The organism is Halomonas halmophila, from assembly GCF_006540005.1.
Lineage (GTDB): Bacteria > Pseudomonadota > Gammaproteobacteria > Pseudomonadales > Halomonadaceae > Halomonas > Halomonas halmophila.
In genome coordinates, this window is sequence record NZ_BJOC01000023.1 from 1 (window position 1) to 26,184 (window position 26,184).

General features: G+C 64.3%; 25 protein-coding genes. 9 read left to right on the plus strand and 16 right to left on the minus strand.

Features of this window, described 5'->3' with window-relative positions:
* Positions 1 to 106: 106 nt before the first annotated feature.
* Together recG and HHA01_RS09100 are read right to left on the minus strand one after the other, a co-directional pair.
* Complete coding sequence (gene recG / locus HHA01_RS09095) at positions 107 to 2,188, minus strand: ATP-dependent DNA helicase RecG (protein ID WP_141320097.1); 2,082 nt, start codon at positions 2,186 to 2,188, stop codon at positions 107 to 109.
* Positions 2,185 to 3,102 carry a hydrogen peroxide-inducible genes activator gene (locus tag HHA01_RS09100; RefSeq protein ID WP_141319928.1) on the minus strand — a complete coding sequence of 306 codons (918 nt, stop codon included), beginning with the start codon at positions 3,100 to 3,102 and terminating at the stop codon, positions 2,185 to 2,187. Before HHA01_RS09100 ends, recG begins: the two co-directional genes overlap by 4 nt.
* A 92-nt stretch (positions 3,103 to 3,194) precedes the next feature.
* Here HHA01_RS09100 and HHA01_RS09105 point away from each other — a divergent pair, with 92 nt between their 5' ends.
* Positions 3,195 to 4,064 carry an SDR family oxidoreductase gene (locus HHA01_RS09105; RefSeq protein WP_141319930.1) on the plus strand — a complete coding sequence of 290 codons (870 nt, stop codon included), beginning with the start codon at positions 3,195 to 3,197 and terminating at the stop codon, positions 4,062 to 4,064.
* A gap of 13 nt (positions 4,065 to 4,077) precedes the next feature.
* Here HHA01_RS09105 and thpR read toward each other — a convergent pair whose 3' ends face one another.
* From thpR to HHA01_RS09160, 11 genes are all read right to left on the minus strand, one after another.
* Complete coding sequence (thpR, locus tag HHA01_RS09110) at positions 4,078 to 4,587, minus strand: RNA 2',3'-cyclic phosphodiesterase (protein ID WP_141319932.1); 510 nt, start codon at positions 4,585 to 4,587, stop codon at positions 4,078 to 4,080.
* A 167-nt stretch (positions 4,588 to 4,754) separates the two neighbouring features.
* Positions 4,755 to 5,144, minus strand: coding sequence for a RidA family protein (locus HHA01_RS09115; RefSeq protein ID WP_141319934.1), 390 nt, complete (start codon positions 5,142 to 5,144; stop codon positions 4,755 to 4,757).
* A gap of 86 nt (positions 5,145 to 5,230) precedes the next feature.
* Entirely contained in the window at positions 5,231 to 7,363 is a 2,133-nt protein-coding gene (locus HHA01_RS09120; RefSeq protein WP_141319936.1) for a RelA/SpoT family protein, read from the minus strand.
* Positions 7,364 to 7,454: 91 nt separating this feature from the next.
* Positions 7,455 to 7,733 (minus strand): DNA-directed RNA polymerase subunit omega, encoded by a 279-nt coding sequence (gene rpoZ, locus HHA01_RS09125; protein ID WP_141319938.1) that lies wholly within the window; start codon positions 7,731 to 7,733, stop codon positions 7,455 to 7,457.
* An 82-nt stretch (positions 7,734 to 7,815) separates the two neighbouring features.
* Positions 7,816 to 8,448: a guanylate kinase gene (gene gmk, locus HHA01_RS09130; protein WP_141319940.1), complete on the minus strand. Its 633-nt coding sequence runs from the start codon at positions 8,446 to 8,448 to the stop codon at positions 7,816 to 7,818.
* 105 nt (positions 8,449 to 8,553) lie between these two features.
* On the minus strand, positions 8,554 to 9,741 hold the full coding sequence (locus HHA01_RS09135) for an MFS transporter (RefSeq protein ID WP_141319942.1): 1,188 nt from the start codon (positions 9,739 to 9,741) through the stop codon (positions 8,554 to 8,556).
* A gap of 114 nt (positions 9,742 to 9,855) precedes the next feature.
* Entirely contained in the window at positions 9,856 to 12,039 is a 2,184-nt protein-coding gene (locus HHA01_RS09140) for a dihydrolipoyl dehydrogenase family protein (protein ID WP_141319944.1), read from the minus strand.
* 66 nt (positions 12,040 to 12,105) lie between these two features.
* Positions 12,106 to 12,780 carry an ATP-binding cassette domain-containing protein gene (locus HHA01_RS09145; protein WP_141319946.1) on the minus strand — a complete coding sequence of 225 codons (675 nt, stop codon included), beginning with the start codon at positions 12,778 to 12,780 and terminating at the stop codon, positions 12,106 to 12,108.
* A gap of 17 nt (positions 12,781 to 12,797) precedes the next feature.
* Positions 12,798 to 14,507: an ABC transporter permease gene (locus HHA01_RS09150; protein WP_141319948.1), complete on the minus strand. Its 1,710-nt coding sequence runs from the start codon at positions 14,505 to 14,507 to the stop codon at positions 12,798 to 12,800.
* Positions 14,504 to 15,709 carry an ABC transporter substrate-binding protein gene (locus HHA01_RS09155; RefSeq protein WP_141319950.1) on the minus strand — a complete coding sequence of 402 codons (1,206 nt, stop codon included), beginning with the start codon at positions 15,707 to 15,709 and terminating at the stop codon, positions 14,504 to 14,506. The genes HHA01_RS09150 and HHA01_RS09155 overlap by 4 nt, the downstream gene beginning before the upstream one ends.
* 69 nt (positions 15,710 to 15,778) lie before the next feature.
* The gene (locus HHA01_RS09160) at positions 15,779 to 16,927 is read right to left on the minus strand and encodes an FAD-dependent oxidoreductase (protein ID WP_141319952.1); all 1,149 of its coding nucleotides are present in this window, start codon (positions 16,925 to 16,927) and stop codon (positions 15,779 to 15,781) included.
* Positions 16,928 to 17,193: 266 nt separating this feature from the next.
* Here HHA01_RS09160 and HHA01_RS09165 point away from each other — a divergent pair, with 266 nt between their 5' ends.
* Both HHA01_RS09165 and HHA01_RS09170 read left to right on the plus strand, forming a co-directional pair.
* Positions 17,194 to 17,850 carry a transglycosylase SLT domain-containing protein gene (locus HHA01_RS09165; RefSeq protein WP_373862942.1) on the plus strand — a complete coding sequence of 219 codons (657 nt, stop codon included), beginning with the start codon at positions 17,194 to 17,196 and terminating at the stop codon, positions 17,848 to 17,850.
* 403 nt (positions 17,851 to 18,253) lie between these two features.
* Positions 18,254 to 19,996 (plus strand): GGDEF domain-containing phosphodiesterase, encoded by a 1,743-nt coding sequence (locus HHA01_RS09170; RefSeq protein ID WP_141319954.1) that lies wholly within the window; start codon positions 18,254 to 18,256, stop codon positions 19,994 to 19,996.
* Positions 19,997 to 19,999: 3 nt separating this feature from the next.
* Here HHA01_RS09170 and HHA01_RS09175 read toward each other — a convergent pair whose 3' ends face one another.
* From HHA01_RS09175 to flgA, 3 genes are all read right to left on the minus strand, one after another.
* Positions 20,000 to 20,449 (minus strand): flagella synthesis protein FlgN, encoded by a 450-nt coding sequence (locus HHA01_RS09175; RefSeq protein WP_141319956.1) that lies wholly within the window; start codon positions 20,447 to 20,449, stop codon positions 20,000 to 20,002.
* Positions 20,446 to 20,736 carry a flagellar biosynthesis anti-sigma factor FlgM gene (gene flgM, locus HHA01_RS09180; protein WP_141319958.1) on the minus strand — a complete coding sequence of 97 codons (291 nt, stop codon included), beginning with the start codon at positions 20,734 to 20,736 and terminating at the stop codon, positions 20,446 to 20,448. The genes HHA01_RS09175 and flgM overlap by 4 nt, the downstream gene beginning before the upstream one ends.
* Before the next feature lie 156 nt (positions 20,737 to 20,892).
* Positions 20,893 to 21,588, minus strand: a complete 696-nt coding sequence (flgA, locus tag HHA01_RS09185; RefSeq protein WP_141319960.1) for a flagellar basal body P-ring formation chaperone FlgA — start codon at positions 21,586 to 21,588, stop codon at positions 20,893 to 20,895.
* A gap of 162 nt (positions 21,589 to 21,750) precedes the next feature.
* On the opposite strand from flgA, the gene flgB reads away from it, so the two are divergent.
* Genes flgB through flgG form a run of 6 tightly spaced genes read left to right on the plus strand, consistent with a single transcriptional unit; the run spans position 21,751 to position 26,175 of the window.
* A complete protein-coding gene (flgB, locus tag HHA01_RS09190; protein WP_141319962.1) occupies positions 21,751 to 22,164 on the plus strand; it encodes a flagellar basal body rod protein FlgB in 414 nt (137 codons plus the stop codon).
* A 15-nt stretch (positions 22,165 to 22,179) separates the two neighbouring features.
* A complete protein-coding gene (gene flgC, locus HHA01_RS09195) occupies positions 22,180 to 22,587 on the plus strand; it encodes a flagellar basal body rod protein FlgC (RefSeq protein WP_141319964.1) in 408 nt (135 codons plus the stop codon).
* Between the two features lie 4 nt (positions 22,588 to 22,591).
* Positions 22,592 to 23,290, plus strand: coding sequence for a flagellar hook assembly protein FlgD (gene flgD, locus HHA01_RS09200; protein ID WP_141319966.1), 699 nt, complete (start codon positions 22,592 to 22,594; stop codon positions 23,288 to 23,290).
* Between the two features lie 29 nt (positions 23,291 to 23,319).
* Entirely contained in the window at positions 23,320 to 24,588 is a 1,269-nt protein-coding gene (gene flgE, locus HHA01_RS09205; RefSeq protein ID WP_141319968.1) for a flagellar hook protein FlgE, read from the plus strand.
* Between the two features lie 17 nt (positions 24,589 to 24,605).
* A complete protein-coding gene (locus tag HHA01_RS09210; protein WP_141319970.1) occupies positions 24,606 to 25,367 on the plus strand; it encodes a flagellar basal body rod protein FlgF in 762 nt (253 codons plus the stop codon).
* A gap of 25 nt (positions 25,368 to 25,392) precedes the next feature.
* Positions 25,393 to 26,175: a flagellar basal-body rod protein FlgG gene (gene flgG / locus HHA01_RS09215; RefSeq protein ID WP_141319971.1), complete on the plus strand. Its 783-nt coding sequence runs from the start codon at positions 25,393 to 25,395 to the stop codon at positions 26,173 to 26,175.
* Positions 26,176 to 26,184: the final 9 nt, after the last annotated feature.

Genomic DNA, 26,184 nt, shown 5'->3' on the forward strand with positions numbered 1-26,184 from the left:
CGAGCTTCGAGCCGTGAGATCAGGTCAGTACACTGGAATTGGCTTGAATCTGCCAGCAGCTCGTTACTCGTGACTCGTCGCCGGGGCGTCGCCCCGGCGCTCGCGGCTACACTTGCCCGTAACGATCGGCGGTTTCGCCGAGCCAGCGACGAATCAGTGCCTGGCTGGCGTCCGGGCGGCTGGCCAGCAGCGCCTCGGCCAGGGGCGAGACCTGGGGCAGCAGGTCGGCGTCGCGCTCCAGGTCGGCGATCTTCATCTGTGCCAGGCCGGTCTGGCGGGTGCCGAGCACCTCACCGGGGCCGCGGATCTCCAGGTCGCGTTCGGCGATGCGGAAGCCGTCGGTGGTCTCGCGCATCACCGTCAGGCGCTGGCGCGAGGTGTCGGAGAGCGGCGGATGATAGAGCAGCAGGCAGTAGCTCTCGGTGGAGCCGCGGCCGACGCGGCCGCGCAGTTGGTGAAGCTGCGAAAGCCCCAGGCGCTCGGGGTTCTCGATGATCATCAGGCTGGCGTTGGGCACGTCGACGCCGACCTCGATGACGGTGGTGGCCACCAGCAGGTCCAGCTCGCCCTCCTTGAAGGCGGCCATGATCTCGGCCTTTTCGCTGGCCTTCATGCGGCCATGCACCAGGCCGATGTTGAGCCCCGACAGCGCCTCTTCCAGTTCGTCGCGGGTGGCCTCGGCGGCCTGGCACTGAAGGGCTTCGGATTCCTCGATCAGGGTGCACACCCAGTAGGCCTGTCGGCCCTGGTCGCAGGCATGGCGAATGCGATCGACCACCTCGGGGCGGCGTTCGTCGGGGATCACGGCGGTTTTCACCGGCGTGCGCCCGGGGGGTAATTCGTCGATCACCGAGACATCCAGGTCGGCGTAGGCGCTCATTGCCAGGGTGCGCGGAATCGGCGTGGCGGTCATGATCAACTGGTGCGGCGTCAGGCCGCCGGCTTCGCCCTTCTCGCGCAGGGCCAGACGCTGGTGGACGCCGAAGCGGTGCTGCTCGTCGATGATCGCCAGGCCCAGGCGCTGGAAATGCACATCGCCCTGGAAGATGGCGTGGGTGCCGACCACCATCTGTGCCCGACCATCCTGGATGGCCGCCTTGGTATCCAGCCGGGCCTTGCCCTTGAGTTTGCCGGCCAGCCAGGCGACCTCGATGCCGAGTGGCTCGAACCAGTCGCGGAAGGCGCGGTAATGCTGTTCGGCGAGGATCTCGGTGGGCGCCATGATCGCCGCCTGGCAGCCGCCGGCGATGGCCGAGAGGGCCGCCATGCCGGCCACCACGGTCTTGCCGGAGCCCACGTCGCCCTGCACCAGGCGCAGCATGGGCATCTCGCCGGCCAGGTCGGCGCGAATCTCGTCGAGCACGCGGCGCTGGGCGCCGGTCAGCGAGAAGGGCAGCTGGGTCAGGAAGCGGGCCTGCAGGCCGCGGCCGTCCGGCAGCGGCGGTGCGCCATCCTGCTGGATGCGCAGGCGCACCTCGCGCAGGCTCAATTGGTGCGCAAGCAGTTCCTCGAGGGCCAGGCGCCGGCTGCTCGGATGCTTGCCATCGGCCAGTGCCTCCGGATCGGCATCCGGCGGGGGCAGGTGCAGGGTCTTCAGGCAGTCGTGCAGGGCCGGCAGCTGAAAGCGCTGGCGCAGCTCATCGGGCAACCATTCCGGGAGCTCCTCGGGGGCGGCCTCCAGGCGCTCCAGCGCCTGACCGATCAGGGCACGCAGGCGGGTCTGGTGGAGGCCCTCGGTGGCCGGGTAGATGGGCGTCAGGTGATCCTCCACCGGGGCGTTGGCATCACTCAGCAGCCGGTATTCCGGGTGATAGATTTCCAGGCCGGTGGCCCCGGCACGGGCCTCGCCGAAGGCGCGCACCTGCACCCCGGCGCGAAACTGTTGCTGCTGAGCCGGCGAGAAATGAAAGAAGCGCAGGCTGAGAATGCCCGAGCCGTCGCGCAGGCGCACCAGCAGGCTGCGACGCCGCCCGCGCACCACCTCGGCTGCCGCGACCTCGCCCTCGACCACGGCCTCGCTGCCCGAGCGCAGGGTGGCGATGGGCGTGACGCGGGTCCGGTCCTGATAGCGCAGGGGCAGGTGAAACAGCAGGTCGGCCACGCTCTCGATGCGCAGCCGAGCCAGCTTGAGGGCCAGGGCTTCGCCCACCCCCTTGAGGTTGGTGACAGGGGCGTCGAGCTGTGTCATGCCATGGCCGGTTCGGTCTTGCGGCATGTCGCGATGGCCTGGGTCACCGCATCGATGGCCTGCGGCCGCGGGAAGCTGGCGCGCCAGGCGATCGCCACGGTGCGGCCGGGAGCCGGGTCGGCGAAGGGGCGCGTGGTCAGCAGGCCCTGTTCGTAGTGATGGCCGATGGCCGAGTGCGGCAGCACCGTGATGCCCAGCCGGGAGGCGACCATGTGGCGAATGGTCTCCAGCGACCCGCCCTCGGCGGTCAGCGTATTGTTGGGGCTGTTGAGCTTGTGGCTGATGGCCGGGCAAGCCTCGAGGATCTGGTCGCGGAAGCAGTGTCCCTCGCCGAGCAGCAGCAGGCGCTCATCCAGCAGGTCTTCCTTGGCAATGGTGTCGCGGTTGGCCCAGGCATGATCGGCCGGCATCAGCACCTCGAAGGGCTCGTCATACAGCGGCTTGGTCACCACATCCGTCTCGGTGAACGGCAGGGCGACGATGATGGCATCGAGCTCGCCGCTGCGCAGCTTGCGCCGCAGGTCGCCGGTGAAGCCTTCCTCGATGTAGAGTGGCATCTGCGGTGCCTGGCGTGTCAGCTCGGGCACCAGGTGCGGGAACAGGTAAGGGCCGATGGTATAAATCGCGCCGATGCGCAGCGGGCTGGCCAACTGGTCGCGGCCGGCGGTGGCCAGTTCCTTGATCACGCTGCTCTGCTCTAGCACGCGCTGGGCCTGCTCGACGATTCGCGCCCCCAGGGGGGTGACCTGTACGGTGGACTTGGAGCGTTCGAACAGGGCCACGCCGAGCTCTTCCTCGAGCTTTTTCACGGCCACCGACAGTGTCGGCTGCGAGACGAAGCAATTCTCGGCGGCGCGCCCGAAATGGCGCTCCTGGGCCAAGGTTACGATATAGCGGAGTTCTGTTAGAGTCATTGTGGTGCCGGGCATCCTTTCATGTGGTAGGGGGTCCCGCCGTCAGGGCATCCTCGTATGATAGAGACTTTTTATCAGGGGGCGAAAGAAGAGTGAAGACGACAACGCTGATTCTGGGTTGTGGCGATATCGGCACGATCCTTGGTGGCGAGCTGCAGCAGGCGGGCCACCGGGTCGTCGGGGTGCGCCGTGATGCGCGCAAACTGGCCGACACCGGGCTGGAAACGCTGGCCCTCGACCTGGGCGATGCCGAGGCGCTGAAGACGCTGCCGGATGCCGATATCGTGGTCTATGTGGTCAGTGCGGATCGCTTCGAGGAGGATGCCTACCGGGCCGCCTACCCGGCGGGGCTGAAGACGGTGCTCGCCGAACTGGGCCGTCGCGCGACGCCACCGCGCCATGTGTTCTTTGTCTCATCCACCGGGGTCTACGCCCAGCAGGATGGTGAGGTGGTCAACGAGGCCAGCGAGACTCAACCTGGCGGGTTTTCCGGCAAGCTGATGCGCGAGGCCGAACAGGCGCTGATCGCGCATGACCTGCCGGGTAGCGTGATACGCTTCTCGGGCATCTATGGCCCGGGGCGCGACCGCCTGATCCGTCAGGTCAAGGAAGGCCGCATCGCCGCCGCCACTCCGGTCATGTACTCCAACCGCATTCACCGTGATGACTGTGCCGGCGTGCTCGCTCACCTGATCGGCAAGGCGCTGGACGGCGAGTCCCTGCACGAGCTGTATCTGGCCAGTGACTGCGAACCCGCGCCCATTCATGACGTCATGACCTGGATGGCGAAGCAGCTCAAGGTCGAATCCAGCGAGACCATCCAGTCGCCGCTGCGCCGCCGGGCCAGCAAGCGCTGTGACAATACCCGGCTGCTGGATAGCGGTTATCGGTTCCGTTACCCGACCTTCCGCGAGGGCTATACCGACGTCCTGCGGGCCGGCGGCCACCTGCCGGACAAGTGAGCACGCGAGCTGCTCAAGGGCGTGAGCTGGCGAGGGTCGTATAGCGGCTGCCCTGTGGCGTGGGCACCGAACTGACCAGTGATACACGCGCATAGGACCAATCCAGCTCGACCGTGGGCAAGTCTGTGGCGGGCGGGGGAGAGGCGTTCCTCAACAGCGAGATGTGCGGCCTGAACTGCCGGGGCTGCACCTCGATACCGAAGCCTGCCAGCGACTCGACCAGCGACGCCTGACGCCGCTGCAGCTCAGCGGACCCCGGGCCACCCACCCAGACAATGCGCGGCCCGGCGAAATGGCCCCAGCGATCCAGCCGCCACTGTCCCGCGCCGAACACCTGGCTCTCCAGCCAGCGGCTCAGCGACTCGGCCGCCGCCTCGGACTGCTCGCCCAGAAACGCCAGGGTCAGGTGCAGGTTGTCATCGACGATGCGCTGGCCACCGCACTGGGCGTGAGCCGCATCGGCCAGCTGCCCGAGCTGCCGGCGCAGCCCGGGCGGGGGAATCAGCGCGAGGAAAAGTCTCATTTAGCAGTAAAAGGAAAGAGAAGATTCATGTTGCGAGCGAAGATAGGCTGGTCGCTGTCGGAGCGCAGCTACCGGAGTGTAGCCTGCTACATGAGGATAGCGACGGTCCGACGCTTCGGCACCGCCGGCGGCCAGGATATCGAGCGCAGCAATGAATCATCCTTTCCTCAGTCGCCGATGACCAACACCGCTTCCGCCTCGACCTGACTACCCTTCGGCAGCGCCTTGACGCCCACCGCAGCGCGCGCCGGATAGGGTGCGTCGAACACCTCTTCCATGAGCTGATTGACGATGGCGAAGTTGTCCAGGTCCACCAGATAGAGGTTGAGCTTGACCACATCCTTCAGGCCACCGGCGGCCTCTTCGCAGACCGCCTTGAGGTTGGCGAAGACCTGACGGGCCTGGGTTTCGAAATCGTCGGAAACGATCTCCATGGTCGCCGGGTCCAGCGGAATCTGGCCGGAGAGATAAACCGTGTTGCCCGCCTTGATGGCCTGAGAGTAGGGGCCGATGGCGGCAGGCGCTTGTTGGGTATTGATGACGGCCTTGTTGCTCATGGTGCGCTCCCGTGATGGTGTTGTGATGTTGATGAAATAGCTAACCTGGCCTGCCGACGATGACGACAGGCCGAGGGCAGATTGAATCAATTGCTCAGGCGGTTGATCTTGCTGACGTGTGACAGGTTGCGCAGTCGCTTGATGATGCGCGCCAGGTGGCCGCGGTTATGTACCGCCAGGGTCAGGCTGACGATCGCCAGCCGAGCGTCGCGCTCCTCGATATCCACGCGTTCGATGTTGGCATCCGCATCGGTGACCACGCTGGCCAGTTCGGCGATCAGGCCCCGCCGGCTCTCGACCTCGAGGCGCAGTGGCACCGGGAAGTCTTCGTCGCCCTGGTCAGCCCAGCTGAGTGGAAACAGCTTTTCCGGGTCGTCGCGACGAATTTCGGCCAGATTACGGCACCGTGAACGGTGCACGACGATACCCTTGCCGGCCGACAGGTGGCCGATCACTTCATCGCCCGGCAAGGGATGGCAGCAGCGTGCATACTTGATCACCATGCCCTCGGCGCCACTGATCATGATCGGCCCCTGGACCTGCTCGCTGGCCATTGGCACCTGGTCGTCATGTGGCAGAGCCACCAGACGCCGTGCCACCACATTCGCCACCCGGGTGCCGAGCCCGATGGCCGTCAGCAAGGCATCGGTATCGTCCAGCTCGAGCTCTTTCAGCACGGCCGTCATGGCGCCTTCGGGCAGCTCCTCGAGGCTGGTCTCGTAGGCGGCCAGCGACTTGTTGAGCAGCCGGCGACCCAGCTGTGCGGCCTCCGTTTGCTGCTGGTGCTTGAGGGCATGCCGAATCGCCGAACGCGCCTTGGCGGTCACCACACTGTTGAGCCATGCCGGATTCGGCTTGGCGCCGGGCGCCGTGATGATCTCCAGGGTCTGGCCGCTTTCCAGCCGGGTCGACAGCGGCGCCAGATGGCGGTCGATGCGGCAGGCGATGCAGCGGTTGCCGATATCGGTATGCACATTATAGGCAAAGTCGATCACCGTGGCGCCCTGGGGCAGTTCTCGAATGTCGCCCTTGGGCGTGAACACGTAGATATCGTCCGGGAAAAGGTCGTTCTTGACGTGTTCGATGAACTCCAGCGAGTCACCGGCATGGCGCTGCATCTCGAGCAGGCCCTTGACCCAGGCTCGCGCCCGGGCATGGCTGCCCTCGGCAATCGGATGCTCGGTCTGACCGGCCTTGTACAACCAGTGAGCGGCAATGCCGTTGTTGGCCATGGCTTCCATCTCGCGGGTGCGGATCTGCACCTCGATGGGCATGCCGCCGGTGCCGAACAGGGTGGTGTGCAGGCTCTGGTAGCCGTTGGCCTTGGGGATCGCGATGTAGTCCTTGAAGCGCCCGGGCACCGGCTTGTAGAGGTTGTGTACCACACCGAGGATGCGGTAGCAGGTATCCACATCCTGGGTGATGATGCGGAACCCGAACACATCCATGATCTCGGCGAAGGGTTTGCGCTGATCGCGCATCTTGCGATAGATCGACAGCAGGTGCTTCTGCCGGCCGACCACCGAGCCCTTCAGGCCTTCGTCGTCGAGGCTCTGCTGCAGGCTGTTCTGGATCTGGCGGATCGATGCCCGGCGATGGCCCCGGGCACTGGCCACGGCGCGCTTGATGCGTTCCGAGCGCATCGGGTGCAGGGCCTGAAAGGAGAGGTCCTCGAGCTCGACGCGGATGGTGTTGATACCCAGACGGCTGGCGATGCGAGCATAGATTTCCAGCGTCTCGCGGGCGATACGCCGTTTCTTCTCGGGGCGCAGGGCGCCGAGCGTACGCATGTTGTGCAGTCGGTCGGCCAGCTTGACGATGATCACCCGCATGTCGCGGGACATCGCCAGCACCATCTTCTGGAAGTTCTCGGCCTGGGCGACCGCCTTGTCCTCGAAGGTGATCTGGGTCAGCTTGGAGACGCCGTCCACCAGCTCGGCCACCGGCTTGCCGAACTGCTTGCCGAGGGCCTGCTTGTCGATGCCGGTATCCTCGATGACATCGTGCAGCATGGCGGCCATCAGGCTCTGATGGTCCATGTGCATGTTGGCCAGGATATTGGCGACCGCCAGGGGGTGCGTTACATAGGGCTCGCCGGAGCGGCGACGCTGACCGTCGTGTGCCTGCTCGGCGTAATAGAAGGCACGCTTGACCTGCTGGATCTCATCCTGGGGTAGATAGCCGCCGAGTCGGTCGGCCAGGTCATCGATGGTGAACATGCAGCGCGCCTTGAGTACGTCGTGAGAGCCCCGAACGTTGTATCAGCCCCGAGCAAGATCGACAGGCCAGGTGGCCGGGCCCATGAAGGCCTCATTCGTCGAGGGGGGCTTCCTGTTCAGCATCCGGCGCATTGTACTCGCGGCGAACCGGCGGCTGAGACGCCTCGATCGGCTCATCGAGCACGCTGGCATCGATCAGGCCTCCGGCGATCTCGCGCAGCGCCATGACCGTGGGCTTGTCGTTTTCCCAGGGCAGCAGGGCATCACGCGAGCCGCGGGACAGCTGGCGGGCACGGTGGGTGGAAATCATCACCAGCTTGAAGCGGTTTTCGACGTTTTCCAGACAATCTTCGACGGTGACTCGGGCCATGGGTGCCTTCCTGAATGCTGACGGGAAAAACCCCGGTCGGCGTCATGGCGCCCCAGGGATTCCAGTGGATAGACGGGATAGATTACTCGACGCCTGGTGCCTCTGACAAGAGCGCCTCCAGCAGGGGGGCCAGGCGCTGGCCGGCGCGCGCCTGGCTCAGGCGTTGGGCGATGATCAGCGACTGCAGCTCGCGTAGTGCCGTGGTGAAGTCATCATTGATCAACAGGTAATCATATTCGTGATGATGAGACATCTCGTTGATTGCCTCGCGCATGCGTGAGGCAATCACGGCGTGCTGATCGGTACCGCGACCGGCCAGGCGATGTTCCAGCTCTTCGCGGGATGGCGGCAGGATGAAGACCGAGACGGCATCCGGGAAACGCTCGCGGACCTGACGCGCGCCCTGCCAGTCGATCTCCAGGATCACGTCCTGGCCGGCCTTGAGCAGGGCTTCGACGGCTCCGCGCGAGGTGCCGTAGAGGTTGTCGAAAACCTGCGCGTATTCGAAGAACTCGCCCTGCTCGATCAACGACTCGAACTCGGCATGATCGACGAAGTGGTAGTTCACGCCGTCGACCTCGCCTTCCCGGCGCGGCCGGGTGGTATGCGAGACCGATACCTTGAGGCCGTCGAGGCTCTCGATCAGCTCGCGCACCAGGCTGGTCTTGCCGGCGCCGGACGGAGCGGAAACGATGAACAGCGTACCTTGTGGCATGGGCAGGGGTCCTAAGCAGTGGGCGGCTCATGGCTCATGGGACGGGAAAGTATCGCATATCTCCTCCCCCGGCCCCAGCCCCGAGCCGTGCCTGTCTGGCCGGGGTTACGCCGCCCGGGTCGTGCTCGGCTGTCGCCGCTCCTGCCACAGGCCGATGGCAAAGACCACCAGGCCGCACAAGGCCAGCCCGGCGCCGACCAGGCCAGAAGACGACCAGTCGGCTCCGGCCTTGATGACCACCGCCGCCAGCCAGGCACCCAGCGCATTGGCGCCGTTGAAGGCGGCATGGTTCATCGAGGCCGCCATGGTCTGGGCATCGCCGGCGACATCCATCAACCGAGTCTGCAGGGCTGGCCCCAGGGCCATGCTGGTGCCCACCAGGCCGACGAAGAGCAGGCCGCTGACCAGATGGTTGGCGGCGAAGTAGAAGCCCCCCTGAACCAGCAGGCACCACACCAGGATGCAGGGAATGGCTCGGGTCAGGTTCTTGTCCGCCGCGCGGGCGCCGGCCAGGTTGCCGATGATGGTCCCCACGCCGAAGATCGTCAGCACCCAGGGACCCAGGGTCTCGGCCATGCCGGCCTGGCTAGAGAGAGTGGGTACCACATAACTGAAGACCGCAAACATGCCACCGAAGCCGATGCTGCCGACGCCCAGCGTGAAGAGCACGCGCGGTTTGACCAGCGCTGACATCTCGCGTTTGGGGCTGGCATGGGGATCGCGGGGCTGGCTGGGTACCCAGAGGCGGATCATGAGCGCCGTCACCAGCGCGATGAGGCCGACTCCGAGAAAAGCGCTGGGCCAGCCCAGCCACTGGCCGGTCCAGGTCGCCAGCGGTGCGCCCACCACGATGGCCGACGTCAGGCCCAACATCACTCGGCTCACCGCCCTGGCCCGCTCTTCCACCGGCACGGCGGCGGCGGCCACCAGGGCGGCGATGCCGAAATAGGCGCCGTGGGGCAGGCCGGCTAGAAAGCGCAGGCCGACGAAAGGCCATAATGAGGTCGCCATGGCACTGGCGATATTGCCCACGGCGAAGACCAGCATCAGCGCGATCAACAGCATGCGGCGCGGCAGGCGGGCTGCCAGGGCGGAGATCAGCGGCGCGCCGACGACGACCCCCAGGGCATAACTCGAGATGGCATAGCCCACCTCGGCGGTGGCGACCTGCAGATCAGCGGCGACACGCTCCAGCAGGCCCATGATCACGAACTCACTGGTCCCGATGCCGAATCCGCCCAGGGCAAGGGCAACCTCGGCCAGTCGGGGGTTGTGTTTCCTGTCGGTCGACATGGCGACGCTCCTTGCCAACAAAAAACGATCCTGGCGTGATGCCAGGATCGCGGATAAATACGACGAAAGTATAAATGTAGCCGCCTAAATATGCGAGCGCTGCCATTCCCCCGGTTACTCGGTGCGTCCGCCCTTGCCGGGCACTTTCCGGGACGACGCTGTCTCGCCGCGTCGCCAGGCGAAATAGCGGGCCAGCCAGCCCAGCAGGCGTTCCGGCTTGTGGGCGTTCTTCCACAGCCCGGCGGAGCCCTTCACGGCCTCCGACAGGGTCGGGTAGGGATGAATGGTGCCCAGCAGCTTGTTGAGGCCGATGCCTTGCTTCATGGCCAGGGTGACCTCGGCCAGCCATTCGCCGGCATGTTCGCCGACCAGGGTGGCACCCAGGATGCGATCCTTGCCGGCCGGGGTGAGGATCTTGATGAAGCCGCTCGTGGCACGCTCGGCGATGGCGCGGTCGCTCTCGGCCATCTCATAGCGGGTGACCTCGTAGGCGATGCCCTGCGCCTGTGCCTCTCGTTCGTTGAGGCCGACCCGCGCCACCTCGGGCTGCAGATAGGTCACGGCGGGCATGATGCGGTAATCGACCTTGAAGCGCTTGAACTCGCCAAACAGCGCATTGACCGCTACATGCCAGGCCTGATGAGCCGAAGCATGGGTCAACTGGTAGGGGCCGGCCACATCGCCGCAGGCCCAGATGTTGGGCAGGTGGGTCTGCAACTGCTCGTTGACTTCCAGGGCGCCGTTATCGCGGGTGGTGATGCCCAGTTCCTCGAGACCCAGCCCCTCGACATTGGCCCGGCGACCGACACTGACCAGCAGCCGGTCGAAGGCGAGGCGCGAGCGCTCGCCGGCGGTGTTCTCGACCACCAGCCAGTTCTCGCCTGCCTCGACACAGACCTCCACCGCCTGGGTGGCGGTATGCACCGTGACGCCCTCGTCGCTCAGGGTGCGCTCGACCAGCTCGCCGACCTCCGCGTCCTCGCGGCCCAGCAACTGGGGCGTGCCCTCGACCAGCGTGACCCGGCTGCCCAGGCGGGCGAAACTCTGGCCCAGCTCGCAGCCGATGGCCCCGCCACCCATGACCACCAGGCGTTCGGGCAGCTCGGTGAGCGACCAGAGGTTGTCGGAGGTCAGCACCTCGATCTGCTCGATGCCGGGGATGCTCGGCACAAAGGGCGTGGCCCCGGTGGCGATGACGATATGCCGGGCACTCAGGCGGCGACCATCAACGTCCACCGTCCAGGGCGACGTCAGTTTTGCCGAACCGCGCTGGACTTCGACGCCCAGGCCGGTATAGCGCTCCTCGCTGTCATGGGGTTCCACCTCGCGAATCACCTGGTGGACGTGATTCATGACCTCGCCGAAGTCGATGCGTGGCTCACCGGCGTGCACGCCCATGCGTGGTGCCTCGCGGACCTGCTGAGCGGCACGGGCGGCGCGGATCAGCGCCTTGGAGGGCACGCAGCCGGTGTTCAGGCAGTCGCCGCCCATGGCCTCGCGCTCGACCAGTGCCACACGGGACTTTACTGCGCTGGCGATATAGCTTGTGACCAGTCCTGCCGAGCCGCCGCCGATCACCAGCACATCGTAGTCGAAGCTTGCTGGCCGCTGATGGTCCTGATAGCGCCGGCGGCGCTGCAGCCAGTCGACGCCCCAGCGTGCCACCAGCGGGAAGATGCCCAGCAGCGCAAAGGACAGCAGCAGCGAGGGCGAGACGATGCCGCCGACCGACTCCAGCTGGCCGAGCTGCTGGCCGGCGTTTACGTAGACGAAGGTGCCGGGAATCATGCCGATCTGGCTGGCCAGGTAGAACACCGGGGTGCGCAGCCGGGTCAGGCCCATCACCAGGTTGATGACGAAGAACGGAAAGATCGGCACCAGGCGCAGGCTGAACAGGTAGAGCGCACCGTCGCGCTCGACGCCGCGGTTGATGGTCTCGATCTGGCGGGCGAAGCGTCGCTCCACGGTCTCGCGGAAGAGGGTGCGCGACAGCAGGAACGCCAGGGTGGCGCCGAGGCTGCTGGCAAAGGAGATCAGCACCAGCCCCCAACCGAGACCGAACAGGGCGCCGCCCAATAGGGTCAGCAGGGCGGCACCGGGCAGCGACAGCGCGGCCATCAGCACATAGATGACAAAGAAGCCACCGGCCACCAGCCACGGCGAGGCGGCGAACCACTGGTCGAAGCGCGACTGCAGCGACTGGATGGACGCCAGAGTCAGGTAGTCATCGAGGCCTGCGCCGAAGAACAGCGCGATCAGCGAGAGCACTATCGCGAGGATCAGCAAGCGTTGTTTCACCGTGTTCTCCTTGGGCCCACCGAGATCAGCGGGTATTGGTGTGATGTTCCGGGCGGCAAGACACCGCTAGCTGCCTGGGGCACCGTATTCTCGACCATACAGGTTCCCGGAGCCGTCAGGCTTGGTGAGGGTCAGGATGCGTCCGCCCACGGCCCGGGCATCGGCTTCATCATGAGTCACCATCAGGGTTGGCAGGTGATGGTCGCGAACCCGTTCGAAGACCCATTGACGGATCTCGTCGCGCAGCGCGGCGTCGAGTCTGGAAAAGGGCTCATCGAGCAGTATGGCGCGTGGCGCCGAGAGCAGCACCCGCAGCAGCGCGACCCGCGCCTTCTGGCCGCCGGAAAGCGTCGCCGGGTCGCGCCGCGCAAAGGCTTCCAACCCTACCGAGGCCAGTGCCGCCCGGATACGCTCACGGCGTTCACCGCCGCGGCGCATGCCGAAGGCCAGGTTGCCTTCCACATCAAGATGGGGAAAGAGCAGCGGATCCTGGAACAACAGGCCGAGATGGCGCTGCTCGGCGGGCAGGGTGTCGAGGCGGGTGTCATCCAGCCGCACCTGCCCGCTGGCCTGGAAGGCCGGGCTCAGAAAGCCGGCGATATACGCCAGCAGGGTCGACTTGCCCACGCCGGAGGGGCCCATCACGGTCACGATCTCGCCGGGCGCGATGGCGGTGTCGAGGCTCAGCAGTGACTGCAGGCCCTGGTGAATCTGAACATTGTCGAGGTGCAGGGTCGCCATGAACGCTTGCCTTCCGATCAGTGTGACAACAGCAGGCCGCGCCGCCGCCGGAACAGCAGGCGTGGCAGCAACAGCGCCACTACAAAGCCCAGTGCCGGCAGTGCCAGTTGCAACAGGGCATGGATGGCCGTCAGGCGACGGTCGCCGCCGCTGGCCAGACTGACGGCCTCGGTGGTCACGGTCTCCACCCGGCCGGCCCCGAGCAGCAGGGTCGGCAGGTACTGGCCGATGCTCACGGCAAAGCCGACCGCCGCCGCGGTCAGAATGGGCGCCAGCAGCATGGGCAGGCGTACGCCCATAAAGACCCGCCAGGGGCCGGCGCCCAGGCTGCGCGCCTGCTGGGCCCAGCGCGGGTCCAGGCGCCGGTAGCTTTCGGCCAGCGATAGAAACAGGTAGGGCAGCACGAAGACCGCGTGGCCGAGGATCACCGCCAGCATGCCTGGCTGCTGGCCCAGTTGGGCCTGCAGCATCACCAGACCGAACAGGAAGGCCACCGAGGGCACCAGCAACGGCAGATACAGAATCAGCTGAGCGCCCGGGCGCAGCGGGCGGCGGCGCAGTGTCTCGGCTTCCAGCGAGCCCAGCACCAGCACCAGCGACAGCAGGGTAGCACCCAGCGCCACCGCCAGCGACTGGGTCACCGGGCTCAACAGGCCGTCGGCGGCGTCCTGCCAGTTGCCGAGGGTGGGCGGCCAGGGCAGCGACTGCGGGAAGGGCCAGTAACCGGCCACCGACCACAGCGCCAGCCCGGCCAGCGCGAGCAGCATCAGGCCCAGCACCAGGCGCATCGCCCAGCGCGCCAGCAGGCTCAAGCTGCGTTCCCCGCAGTGGCGGTGACCATCCTGCCACCAGCCGCGGCTGAGACGCACCACCAGGCGCTCCACCAACCACCAGCCGAGCAGCGCCACCAGGGTCACCAGCAGCTGCAGCAGGGCCCCGGCCGAGGCCATGAAGCGTGTCGTCAGATCGGGATCATGCAGCCAGCCGACCACGGCCACCGCCAGCGTCGAAGGAGTCGTCGGCCCGAGGATCATGGCCACCTCCACGTTGGAGGTGGCGAAGGCGATCACCGCATAGACCGGCAGCCGCAGCAGCGGGTAGAGCCCGGGCATCACCGTCTTGAGAAAGGCCGTCAGCGGTGGATAGCCCAGGCTGCGGGCCACCATCATGCGCTCATCGGCCCGGCATTGCACCAGCGCCGCCAGGCTCATCAACAGCAGGAAGGGAACTTCCTTGATGACCAGGCCGAGGATCAGCGCCAGCCCCCAGTCGTCGCCGGGAAAGGCGAAATCGGGCGGGTAGTCGAGACCGGTCAGCCAGGGCGACACAATCCGCATCACCCAGCCGGAAGGCGCCAGCAGGAAGGCCAGCCCGATCGCCGCGGCGGCATGTGGCACGGCCAGCAGCGGTGCCAGCCAGCCCTGCAGGCGGCGGTACACCGGGGACTGCAGGAAGCTGCCCAGAAACAGCACCACCACCGCCAGCGAGATGAGCGCACTGCCCAATCCCGAGACGAGGCTGAGGCGCAGCATCTCGCCCAGGCCCGGTACCCGGGCCAGCTCGCGCCAGGGGGCCAGGCTCAGCTGTTCACCGCCCAGCGCCGGCAGCCAGCCGAAGGCCGGAGCCAGTGCCCCGGCCAGGCCGCTGAGCACCGGCAGGCTGAGCAGGCCGATGGTCAGCCAGGGTAGGGTCCGGATGACCAGTCGATAGGACAGTGCCGCTGTCATTGACTGCCGTAGCGCTGCCGCCAGGCGCTTTCGAGCGGCTCGATCCAGGAGGGGTGCGGCTCACGCAGTAGCGCGCCGGCGGCCTGCGGCGGCAGACTCTCGGCGGCGCGACTATCGGTCTCGAAGGCCTCACGCTGTTCGGCGGAAAGCCGTGACATCTCGAGTACCGAGGCATCGCCCCAGACACTCAGATCCTGCTTGTGTGCCTGGGCCGCGGGCGACATCAGGAAGTTGGCGACCACCAGAGCACCGGCCTTATGTTGGGCGTTGAAGGGGATCGCCACGAAGTGCACATTGCCCAGGGTGCCGTCGTCGAGAAAGTAACTGCGCGTACTGGGCGGTAGCTGATGGTCGAGCACGCCAGCGGCCGGGGCCGAGGGCGTGAAAGTGAAGGCCAGGCTGAGCGAGCCGTCGCCCATCAGTTGGCGCATCTTCGGGCCGCCGGCGGGAAAATCCTCGCCTTCCCGCCATAGGTGCGGGTGGAGCTGGTCCAGATAGCGCCACAGGGGCGCAGTGACGGCCTCGAAATCGGCGTTATCGACGGGCTCGTAAAGCACCTCGGGCGTCTTGACCAGCCCCAGCAGGGCCTGCTTGAGAAAGCTGGTGCCGAAAAAGGACGGCGGCTTGGGGTAGGTGAAGCGGCCCGGGTTCTCCCGGGCCCACTCCAGCAGGGCCGGCATGCTGCGCGGCGGCTCTGAGACCCGGGCGCTGTCGTAATAGAAAGTGATCTGTGCGCGGCCCCAGGGCGCCTCGTAGCCCTCTACCGGCAGGGTGAAATCCTCACGCACCTCGGGGTTCTGCTCGGGTGCGGTCAACGAGAAGTTCGGCAGCTGCTCGGCCCAGGGCCCGTAGAGCAGTTCGCGCTCCTTCATGGCGGCGAAGTTCTCACCGTTGATCCATAGCAGGTCGGTGGTGCCTTCCTGAGTATTGCCGGCCGACTTCTCGGCCAGGATGCGGCCGACCGTCTCGGCGATATCGCCGACCTTGACGTGTACCAGCTCGATGTCATGGCGCACCTCGACCTGCTCGGCCACCCAGTCGATATAGCCATTGACGCGGGAATCCCCGCCCCAGGCACTCCAGTAGACGGTCTGGCCGCTGGCGGCCTCGGTCACCGTCGACCATTCGGACAGCTCAAAGGCCTGACCGATGCCGGGTACGGCCAGCATGGCGGCCAGCAGCAGGCCCCGTGTATGTCTCATGTCGTGCTCCTCTGGTTTGCCCCAAGGTTATGTCGTCCGCGCGGGCGAATCCTTACACCTCGCATTCACCTAATCCTCCGGCGGCGGCGTGAAACGGGCGATGAAGCGCCGGTCGATGCGTTGCTTCCAGCGCCACACCCAGCGGCCGGCGATGCCCAGGGCGCCGCGACTGGCGATGGCCCGGCCATCACCGGTGCCGATCAGCGCCAGAACCTGGCGCTGCGGTTGATAAGGCCGGGTTGGCTCGCTGCGGCAGGCGTGCCGCAGGTTCTCTGCCAGCAACGGGCCCATGCGTACGGCGTGGACTCCGGCCTTGGGCAAGGGTGGGGCAAAGGCCGCGCAGTCGCCAGCCGCCCAGAGACTCGGCGGGCCAGCCCGAGGCTGGCGTACTGCCAGTGTATCGGTTACGGCAATGAAACCGCGATCATCCAGGGGCAGATCGCTATTGGCCAGCCAATCATGGCCGCAGGCGCCGGTGGCCCAGAGCACCAGGTCTGCCGGATGCACCTGGCCACGCTCATCCTCGACGCCCTGGTCGACGATTTGGCTGGCGCCATGTTCCCCGTGCCAGGCGACCCCGGCCCGTGCTAGCTGACGGCGCATCAGCCAGGCGGGCAGGCGTCCGGAGCCCGGCAGCGGTTGCGCCGAATGGCCGAGCAGGGTGCCCTGCCAGTCGATATCCGGGCGCTCAGCACGCAAGCGCGCCAGCACCGCGAGCAGGGTCTCGCAGCCCGCTGCTCCGGCACCCACCGCCAGCACCCGGCGCGGTGGCTTGGTGGGCCATGCGGCGACCTCGGCCAGCAAAGCCGGCCAGCGCTCCTGCAGGGCATCCAGCGGGCGCATGGGCAGCAATTCCGGCGCCTGGGCGCTGGGTTCTCGGGCCGGGGCCGCCAGCGTCGCCCCGACATTGAGCGAGGCCTGGTCGTACTCCAGCCAGTCGCCGCTGGCCAGTTGCACACGCTGCTCGGCGGCACGAATCGCGACTACCGAATCCTGGACCAGCCGCGCCCCGGCGCGCTTCGCCAGCCAGGCCATGCCGAGGGTCATGTCGTCGGTGGTGTACTCCCCCGCCAGCCAGGCCGGCACCATGCCGGAGTAGGGCGCCCTGTCTCCCGGCATGACGAGGGTGATTGATACCCCTGGCTCCGGCTGGCGCGCAAAGGCCTCCAGCACGAAGGCATGGGCATGGCCGCCGCCGATCAGCAGCAGGTGGATCATCTACGTGTCCTCCTCGTCTCGCTCACTGGTTGAGCCGTTGGCCGCTCTTACACCCTACACTTTGCCTGGTTATTGCTCTGTCGAGGCATCCTTTAGGAGGCAGCTTATTGATTGCAAGTCGGACTATCCGGCGTTGATAGTTAGGCGAGCTTTCGAGCACCGCGCAACGAAGCGATTTGCATGCGCAGGCATTTAAGCAGTGATTCCCTAACTGAAGTACCATGACGTTACCCTGGCGGCTTCTTCTCAAGAGCGAGACCACTATGATGCCCTTCACGCCCTTTGGTGGGACCATTTTTCGGCTGGTGCTCCAGGTGCCGCTCCTGGGGATGTTATCCGGTTGTGCGATCTTCGCGCCGTCGCCGCCGGAACGGCAGTCCAACATCTGCGAGATCTTCCGCGAACAGCCGGACTGGTATGACGCGGCGAAGGCTTCGGAGCAGCGCTGGGGAACGCCTATCTCGACGCAGATGGCCTTCATCGAGCGGGAGTCGTCCTTCCGCAGCCATGTGCGCCCACCGCGCACCTACCTGCTGGGCTTTATTCCCTGGACGCGGCCGTCTTCGGCCTTTGGCTACGCCCAAGCGCTGGATCCGGTGTGGGACGAGTATCAGGACGATGTTGGCGGTATCTTCGCCAGCCGCTCGGACATGGAAGACGCCACGGACTTCATCGGTTGGTACAACGCGCGCACTCAACGCATGACCGGAGTATCACTGAACAATCCACGCCACCTCTACCTGGCCTACCATCAGGGCCAGGGCGGCTATAATCGCGGCAGCTATCGCGGTAAGCCGGTCGTCCTCCGCGCCGCCGGTGAGGTCGCCACCACGGCATCGCGTTACCGCTCGCAACTGCCCTCCTGCGAGGCCGAGTTCCAGTGCGACGCCTTCTACCAGGTGTGGCCCTTCTGTCGGGGATGAGGGGGCAGTAAAGAGGCGCGATGAAAATTCGGCAGATCCTGATGCACAGTTACTGGTATAACCTAGAAAAAAAGGGATGCAGACTTAGGCAGCGCATGCAAGAGCAGTCATGTGACTTAACAGGGTTGCGTGACCCTTCGAGTACTCATTCCTTGACCTTAATTATCATGAGAGGAGAGGTACCAGCCAAAGCTCAGTGTTTTCTGATGATATTCATCACAGCGGTGGGCTCATGCAGAAATTCGAGAAGGTGAGTGGCGGGTTCCGGTTTTGAAGACGAAAATGGCTTTTTAGACGCTTGGGCTTTGATAAAGCGAGCCACATGATTGTTTTGGGCTAAAGTTCGAATCATATGTGTCGAAAAAACCTATAATAGATCGTAATATTCTTGGTAGGAAACGTCATGTCGGATGAAAAGGGCAAACCTGAAGGGCCTGGTGCCGGAGAGCACTCTGACGGCGCCGAAGTGGTTAAGCATCCTGTGCTTCAGTGGCCGATGCTGGCCGCCTCTCGCACGGCCGCGGGTATTGTCCTGCTGGACAAGCACTATCGAGTACTGTGGGCCAATGACGCATTTTATGCATTGTCGAGCTGTGAGCCATCCGATCTTGTAGGGCAGGCGGGTCACAGCCTGGTTCGTCGACCGTCGCTACAGTCATCATGGTTTTCCAACGAGCCGGTCTCTGGTAATTGGCAGCGAGTTCAGGTCAATCGTTCGGGTGAAGAGGGTAGTTCTCACGATGCTTTCATGTTTGAAAACAGGCTTCCCTCTCACCAGAACGGGGCGTCAATCATGTGGACGTTCATCGATCCATGCAATGATGCACCGCCTGTATCTTCAGGGAAAGCTCATGCCTACCCTGGGTCCCTGGCCGGAATGACTTCTGTCTGGCTGTTCGAAGATCGTGTCAGTCATGCCCTGGAGCGTGCTGAGCGTCATGATGGTCAGATTGGCTTATTGCTGGTCAGCCTGGATGGCTTCGAGGTATTGCGAGAGCGCCTCGGTGATGAAAGCCTTGACATGCTTCAGCAACAGGTCGGACGGCGCCTGATTCAAACCTTGCGGAACGAAGATAGCCTGAGTCGCTTGGGGCAAGGACGCTGGGGGATCTTGATCGAACAAGCGGTAACCCCGGGTAGTTTGCAGACTGTAGCCTTGCGTTGTCAGGAAGCGATGGAGGCTCCATTTCGAGTAGGACATGAGGCACCGTTATTATCGCTTTCCATGGGCATTGCGATTTATCCTCAGGATGGTGACATGCTCGAGTGCTTGGTGGGGAGCGCGGAATCGGCAATTTCTCGTTCGGAACCAGCAAACTATAGTTTTTATGACTCTTCACTCAGGTCGGTTCTGGGGAGTCGTTTGGCATTGAAGAGATTTGTACAGGACGCCTTACACCATCCGGAAAAAAACTTTCGAGTTGTTTATCAGCCGCGTGTGTCCCCTCATGACGGCAGGTGCCGAGATGTAGAGGCTCAATTGCGTCTCATGCATCCGGAGCTGGGAGAGTTGCTACCGAAAGATTTCCTGCCACTGGTGGTCGAATTGGGGCAGGCTGTTCGCCTGGATCGCTGGCGCATTGAGCTTATGGCGGCTCAACGTGTGCATTGGCAAGAGGCGGGGGGGAAGCTGGCAAAACTTGGTCTTTCTCTCGATGTCAGTATGGCGACACTGGATCAGTCCGTAGCAGACCGCCGCCCGCTGGATGTCTTCCTGCGCGGTTTGAATCTGGACCTGAGTTGGCTATGCGTCGAGCTGGATGAGCGGGCTTTCATTGACCAGGCTGCCGAACAGATGCATCTCCTGCGGCGGCTGGTTGCCCTCGGTGTGCGACTGGCAGTGAGTCATTCCGGCCATGGGCCTGTGGATATCATGAGGCTCGCCAGTCTGCCGGTATCCCGGGTGACGCTTGGTCGGGGCGTTGCTGATGCAATCCGCCAGCCGGATACTCCGCCCGCTCGTGGCCTCGAAGCCTTGGTGCGCTGCCTGGAGGCCTTGCAACTCGAGGGCGTGGTGACCGGCGTTTCTACCGAGACTCAACGGAAAGTTGCCGGGTGCCTGGTGTCGGGTTTCGTTCAGGGCGATGGTGTGTGTGAGGCGCTGGAGGCCGAGGCATTGACAGCCTGGTTGGATGCAGGAGATTGATCATCATGCTCGTGCGTTCAAGCGTCGTGCCTGCAATCCTGCGCGTCCATTGGCTGCATAGACGTCAGGTTCGGCGATGCGGTGGATGTAATCCAGCGTACTCTGATTATGTGCCATGCGCACTGACAACAGGTTGCCATTACCTGTGTTGAGGCGCGATATGCGCCTTGCAGCGTCGAGCGTCGCTTGCCACTGCGGCAGGCAGTCAGCATCTTTGGCAGCTTGCCGAGCTCCTGCTGGACCCGACGCATAGCCCAGCCGTCGCTGTACCCTGGCGCGTTTGGCTTCCGTCGCTTCTAACGTGTCATGCAAGTGCGCCTTGTCCCTGGCCAGGCGCTGCAGGGCTTTGCCATCGGGTTGACCATCCAACAGCAGGGCGCGCTCTTCTTCCAGCAGGGTGCCGAGCTTATCGAGTCGAGCTCGCTGGTCGTCGAGCAGTTGCGTCAGGCTCATGTCTCAGAGTCTCCCACCACCAGCTGGTCTTGTACACTGGCGATCAGGCCGTCGGCAATGCGCTCGGGATGTATTTCGAGGCGGCCCTCGCGGATGGCATCGCGCAACTCGTCCACGCGGGCGGCATCGATGTCCTGACTTGTATCGGTGCCGGCATGGCGCAGGTGCGTCATGCTTGCCGGGTCGTCACTGGCGCGTTGAGGAGACGGCGTCTCCTGTGTCTTGCGAGCCGGTTCCCCCTGCGTTGTCTGGTCGGGGCGCATTGGCTGGTGGTTGTCGACTTTCACTCTGGTTGCCTCGTGACCGGTACTGATAGGGAGGCTATCGGCGCGTGCGCCTTGCACTTTAGGATCTAGTGCGAAAAATGCCTGCATTCGTTGATTATTACCTATCAGGCCTCAGAAAAACCTTCCAATATGGGTCATAGTGTGGGCACGACGGCATCAGTTGTCCACGATCAGGTGGCGTTTGCCGATCACCTGGGCATCAATGACCTCGCGGTTGCCGAGACGCACGCGAATCTTGTCGCCACGTCCGCCTGGTGCCAGTGCTTCGGCGGACCGGGTGATGCGAAAACCGTCGCCGCGGGCTTCGAGAATGACTTTCTCGCCACGGTTGACCAGTCGTGGCGTGCGAAGTTGATAGTCCTGCAGTACCTGCCCTTCTGAAAGAGGACGCATGGTGACGCGCCCGATGGCCTGTTCGGACTCTCGCAGGGCTTGGCGCGGCAGGCGAGCCAGGTCGCCATGACGAAATACCACATTGTCATGGGTGATTGTTTCGCCGGCGGCAATGTCCCGGGCGGTCTCGAGGTGCGTGCCGATCACCGAAACCTCGGCTTGCAGGAAGCGGGTGCGTCTTCCCTGCTCGCCGCACTTGACGCCCACCGAGATGCGGCCGAGCGGCGGCCGGGAAGCATTGGGCAAGAATGGTTTCGGCGAGGGACAGGCCGGAAATTTTGCCGCAGGAGGATATAGCGTCACTTCGGTGTCATCCCCCAAGGAGTTGGCCTGGACCTCGAGGAACTGTCGCACATTGTCCAGCATCGCCTCATCGGCGGCTTGGGCCTGGAAAGTGGCGAGGCTTGCTACCACCAGGACGAAGATCAGGTGCGTTGTCGCCAGCGTTGTTCGAGTCATCTTGTTATCGGGGTTGGTGAGCCTAGTCGTAGAGTCTAGCGCCCGTCGCGCCGAGGGAATCGTGGAAATGGCCTAGGTAATGTCGGTTGTTCACGCCTTTGGAAGGACAAGGGAATCGCTATTCTCCAACGTCGACGAATCCTTTTTGCCGGAGGGTGCCGGATGATCGATCAGCTCGATGCCGCCTTCAACTTCCATCAACAGGCCTTGTCTCTCCGCCATGAGCGCCAGCAGGTCCTGGCAAGCAATATCGCCAACGCCGACACACCGGGCTACAAGGCCCGCGACATGGACTTTACCAGTGCCCTGGAGCGTGCCATGCAAAAGGCTGGGGGAGGTGGCGAAGGACTTGCTCTGGAGCAGACAGCGTCACGGCACCTGCCCGGGCAGGCACCCGCTCTGCCCCGCGGGGACCTGCTCTATCGCGTGCCCGACCAGCCAAGCCTGGATGGTAATACCGTGGATATGGATCGCGAGCGTGCTCAGTTTGCCGATAACTCCGTGCGCTATCAGGCGGCGCTGACCTTTATCGGACGCCGGATCCAGGGCCTGAAATCGGCCATGCAGCCCGAATGACCAGGAGCGGCCATTATGTCGATGTTTTCCATATTTGATATTTCCGGCTCGGCGATGAGCGCTCAGTCGCAACGCATGAACGTGACGGCCAGCAATCTGGCCAATGCCGACAGCGTGGCCGGTCCCGATGGTGAGGCGTACCGCGCCAAGCAGGTGCTGTTCGAGACGCGTGCCCAGTCGCGCTCCGGTGTCGGCGGGGTCGCTGTCCGGGAAGTGGTCGAGGACCCTTCGCCGCTGCGTCGGGAATACCGTCCCGAACACCCGCTGGCCGATGACCAGGGATATGTGGACATGCCCAACGTCGATCCGGCCGAGGAAATGGTCAACATGATTTCCGCGTCGCGCTCCTATCAGGCCAACGTCGAAGTCATGACGACCAACAAGCAGTTATTGCTCAAGACATTGACCATGGGCAAGGGGTGACATCATGGCCAGCACCATTGATTCTGGAGTGGTCAACACGCTCAACAGTAGTGGAAGCGGCACGGGAGGCTTGAACGCCAGCCAGTCCGGGGCGCTGCGCGAGAACTTCATGACCCTGCTGGTGACGCAGTTGCAGAACCAGGACCCGCTCAACCCGATGGACAATCAGCAGACCACCTCGCAACTGGCCCAGATCAATACCGTCAGCGGGATCGAGAAGCTCAACGACTCCCTCTCCGAGATCAATGGCCAGATCGATGCCGGTCAGTCCCTGCAGGCATCCGGCCTGATCGGCAAGGGCGTGCTGGTGCCGGGTGACCGCGTCTTGCTGAGCCAGGGCGAAGAAGGCGAGGTGAACACCACGCCCTTCGGTGTCGAGCTGCAGAGCCCCGCCGACAACGTCACCGTTACCATTACCAATGGAGATGGCCAGGTCATCAATCGCTATGACGTGGGCGCTGTGGATAGTGGCATTGATTCCTTCAGCTGGAACGGCAAGACCAGCGATGGCGAAGCCGCAGTCGATGGGGCTTACAAGGTCGCGGTCGAGGCCACCCAGGAAGGGGAGTCGGTCCCGGTCGAGACCCTTAATTACGCCCAAGTCAACAGCGTCACGCCGGCCGGCGAAAGCGGTGACATCCAACTCGACCTGGGGGCCGTCTACGGCCGGGTCGTCCTGTCCGATATCAAGCAGATCCTGTAACGACAACCGAGTGACAAGGGGAACGACACATGGGCTTTTCACAAGCACTCAGCGGCCTCAACGCGGCCTCATCCAGCCTGGATGTGCTGGGCAACAACATCGCCAATTCCCAGACTGTGGGTTTCAAGGGCAGCGATACCCTGTTCTCGGATGTCTATGCCAACTCCAAGGTCGGGCTGGGTACCAAGGTTTCCCGAGTGCTGCAGGACTTCGGCGAAGGTAACCTGGAATCCACCGGCCGTGATCTGGATCTGGGCATCAGTGGCGAAGGCTTTCTGCGCATGCAGCAGAACGGCGAGGTTGTCTACTCGCGCAACGGCCAGCTCTCCATGACCGCCGATGGATACCTTCAGAATGCCCAGGGGGCGCGCTTGATGGGCTTCGGCGTCAATGCCGAAGGCCAGGTGCAGACTGGGGGCCAGCCCGAGGTGCTGCAGGTCTCGGCCGAGGAAATGGCGGCCAGTGCCACCACGGATGTTTCCACCACGCTCAACCTGGATTCCCGTGAAGTGCCCGATGAGGAGCTCGACCAGGTTGACGTGACGACTGACGTGTCGGACCCGGCCAATAACCAGCAGACCCTGAACTACCACTACGCCAACAACTTCACTTCCTACGACTCGCTGGGTAATCCGCGCAACGCCACCGTCTACTACGAGAAGTCCGGGGCCAACAGCTGGACCGGACGGGTGACGATGGACGGCCATTACAGCGCGGACAACGACTTCACCCTCAATTTCGACAATAGCGGGCAACTAGACACCATCAATGGTAACGATGCCAATGACCCGGCCAATATGCCGGCCATCAGCGTGGCCAGCGACAATACAACCCCGCTGGGTGGTGAGCCGGCTGAACTGGCCTTCAGCCTCAATATCACCGGCTCCACCCAGTTCGGCAACACCTCGCGTTCCAGTGATCTGACCCAGAACGGCTATACCTCCGGTGCCCTTGTGGGTACCAGTATCGAAGACGACGGCACTATCATGCGCAACTACTCCAACGAGCAGTCGCGTCCGGCCGGTCAGATCGCGATGGCCAGCTTCCGTAATCCCGAAGGCCTTGATCCGGCGGGCAACAACGCCTGGACCGCCACCGCCGCCTCCGGCCAGGAACTGATCGGCGCACCGGGAACCGGCCAGCTGGGCGGTGTCCAGTCCGGTGTCGTCGAAAGCTCCAACGTGGACATGGCGCAGGAACTGGTGGAAATGATCGTCACTCAGCGGGCTTACCAGGCCAACTCCCAGACCATCAAGACTCAGGACGAAGTCCTGCAGACCGCCATCAACCTGCGCTGATCGCGCCGGAGTGACACATGGATCGCATGCTCTATACCGCCATGAGCGGACTTCGGCAAAGCATGGAGCAACAGGGGGTGGTCAGCCACAACCTGTCGAATGTCTCCACTACCGGCTTTCGCGCCCAGCTGCACGCCATGCGCGCGGTACCGGTCCAGGGCGATGGCCAATTGGACACACGGGTCTCGGTGGCGGCTTCCACCCCCGGCTCGGACTTCTCGCCGGGGCCCATGAACCGCACCGGACGCACCCTGGATGTCGCCATGCAGGGTGATGCCTGGCTGGCCGTCCAGGCATCTGACGGCACCGAAGCCTATACGCGACGTGGCGACTTGCAGGTAGATGGCAACGGCCTGCTGCGCAGTGCCGGTCGTCCGGTGATCGGCGAGAACGGCGGCCCGATCCAGGTGCCTCTCGGCTCGGAACTTTCCATGGGCAGCGACGGCACGATCAGTGCCATCGCGCCCGGGCAGCAAGCCGATGCTCTGGCGGCGGTGGGACGCATCAAGCTGGTCACGCCCGGTGACGATGGACTGACGCGTGGCGTCGATGGCCTCTTCCGGACGCCGCCCGGGGAGGGGGGAGCAGTAGCGGCGCTGCCCGCCGACGAGGACGCCCGTGTGGTCAGCGGCGCTCTGGAAGGCAGCAACGTCAGCGCCGTGGATGCCATGGTGTCGATGATCGGTGTGGCGCGCCGCTACGAGCTGCAGACCAAGGCCATCGAAACCGCCGACGAGAACGCTCAACGCGCCAATAGTCTGCTCGCCCTGCAGGGCTGACGCGACAGGACACGAGGAACCCGAGATGATCAACTCATTGTGGACGGCCAAGACCGGCCTGGAATCCCAGCAGGTCAAGCTGGACGTCATTTCCAACAACTTGGCCAACGTCAACACCAACGGTTTCAAGCGTTCCAGGGCGGTGTTCGAAGACCTGCTCTACCAGAACCTGCGCCAGCCGGGGGCCCAGAACGATGTGCAGAATCGCCTGCCCTCGGGCATGCAGGTCGGTACCGGGGTGCGTCCGGTGGCCACCGAGCGGCTGCATACCCAGGGGGGCCTCGAGAACACCGAGAACTCCCGTGACCTGGCCATCAACGGCAAGGGCTTCTTTCAGGTTCGCATGCCGGATGGCACCACGGCCTATACCCGCGACGGCAGCTTCCAACTGGACGAGAACGGCCAGATGGTCACCGCCAACGGTTATCCCCTGGAGCCGGCCATCATCATTCCCCAGAACGCTCTGTCGGTCAGCATCGGCGAGGATGGCATCGTCTCGGTCACTGAACCGGGCAGCAGTGCGTCCAATGAGGTCGGCCAGATCACCGTATCCAGTTTCGTCAATCCCGCGGGTCTCGAGAGCATCGGTGGCAACCTCTATCGCGAGACTGCTGCCTCGGGGCCCCGCAACGAGGGCATTCCGGGGATGAATGGCGCTGGCCGGCTCCTTCAAGGGTATGTCGAAACGTCCAACGTCAACGTGGTCGAGGAAATGGTCAGCATGATCCAGACCCAGCGAGCCTACGAGATCAACAGCAAGGCGGTACAGACCAGCGACGAAATGCTGGCGCGTCTCACCCAGCTATAACGGGAAGCG

Bases quoted from the DNA above. Each gene is read 5' to 3' on its own strand.
- recG (WP_141320097.1), bottom strand. From the start codon at position 2,188: ATGACACAGCTCGACGCCCCTGTCACCAACCTCAAGGGGGTGGGCGAA.
- HHA01_RS09100 (WP_141319928.1), bottom strand. From the start codon at position 3,102: ATGACTCTAACAGAACTCCGCTATATCGTAACCTTGGCCCAGGAGCGC.
- thpR (WP_141319932.1), bottom strand. From the start codon at position 4,587: ATGAGACTTTTCCTCGCGCTGATTCCCCCGCCCGGGCTGCGCCGGCAG.
- HHA01_RS09115 (WP_141319934.1), bottom strand. From the start codon at position 5,144: ATGAGCAACAAGGCCGTCATCAATACCCAACAAGCGCCTGCCGCCATC.
- HHA01_RS09120 (WP_141319936.1), bottom strand. From the start codon at position 7,363: ATGTTCACCATCGATGACCTGGCCGACCGACTCGGCGGCTATCTACCC.
- rpoZ (WP_141319938.1), bottom strand. From the start codon at position 7,733: ATGGCCCGAGTCACCGTCGAAGATTGTCTGGAAAACGTCGAAAACCGC.
- gmk (WP_141319940.1), bottom strand. From the start codon at position 8,448: ATGCCACAAGGTACGCTGTTCATCGTTTCCGCTCCGTCCGGCGCCGGC.
- HHA01_RS09135 (WP_141319942.1), bottom strand. From the start codon at position 9,741: ATGTCGACCGACAGGAAACACAACCCCCGACTGGCCGAGGTTGCCCTT.
- HHA01_RS09145 (WP_141319946.1), bottom strand. From the start codon at position 12,780: ATGGCGACCCTGCACCTCGACAATGTTCAGATTCACCAGGGCCTGCAG.
- HHA01_RS09150 (WP_141319948.1), bottom strand. From the start codon at position 14,507: ATGACAGCGGCACTGTCCTATCGACTGGTCATCCGGACCCTACCCTGG.
- HHA01_RS09155 (WP_141319950.1), bottom strand. From the start codon at position 15,709: ATGAGACATACACGGGGCCTGCTGCTGGCCGCCATGCTGGCCGTACCC.
- HHA01_RS09160 (WP_141319952.1), bottom strand. From the start codon at position 16,927: ATGATCCACCTGCTGCTGATCGGCGGCGGCCATGCCCATGCCTTCGTG.
- HHA01_RS09165 (WP_373862942.1), top strand. From the start codon at position 17,194: ATGCCCTTCACGCCCTTTGGTGGGACCATTTTTCGGCTGGTGCTCCAG.
- HHA01_RS09170 (WP_141319954.1), top strand. From the start codon at position 18,254: ATGTCGGATGAAAAGGGCAAACCTGAAGGGCCTGGTGCCGGAGAGCAC.
- HHA01_RS09175 (WP_141319956.1), bottom strand. From the start codon at position 20,449: ATGAGCCTGACGCAACTGCTCGACGACCAGCGAGCTCGACTCGATAAG.
- flgA (WP_141319960.1), bottom strand. From the start codon at position 21,588: ATGACTCGAACAACGCTGGCGACAACGCACCTGATCTTCGTCCTGGTG.
- flgB (WP_141319962.1), top strand. From the start codon at position 21,751: ATGATCGATCAGCTCGATGCCGCCTTCAACTTCCATCAACAGGCCTTG.
- flgC (WP_141319964.1), top strand. From the start codon at position 22,180: ATGTCGATGTTTTCCATATTTGATATTTCCGGCTCGGCGATGAGCGCT.
- flgD (WP_141319966.1), top strand. From the start codon at position 22,592: ATGGCCAGCACCATTGATTCTGGAGTGGTCAACACGCTCAACAGTAGT.
- flgE (WP_141319968.1), top strand. From the start codon at position 23,320: ATGGGCTTTTCACAAGCACTCAGCGGCCTCAACGCGGCCTCATCCAGC.
- HHA01_RS09210 (WP_141319970.1), top strand. From the start codon at position 24,606: ATGGATCGCATGCTCTATACCGCCATGAGCGGACTTCGGCAAAGCATG.
- flgG (WP_141319971.1), top strand. From the start codon at position 25,393: ATGATCAACTCATTGTGGACGGCCAAGACCGGCCTGGAATCCCAGCAG.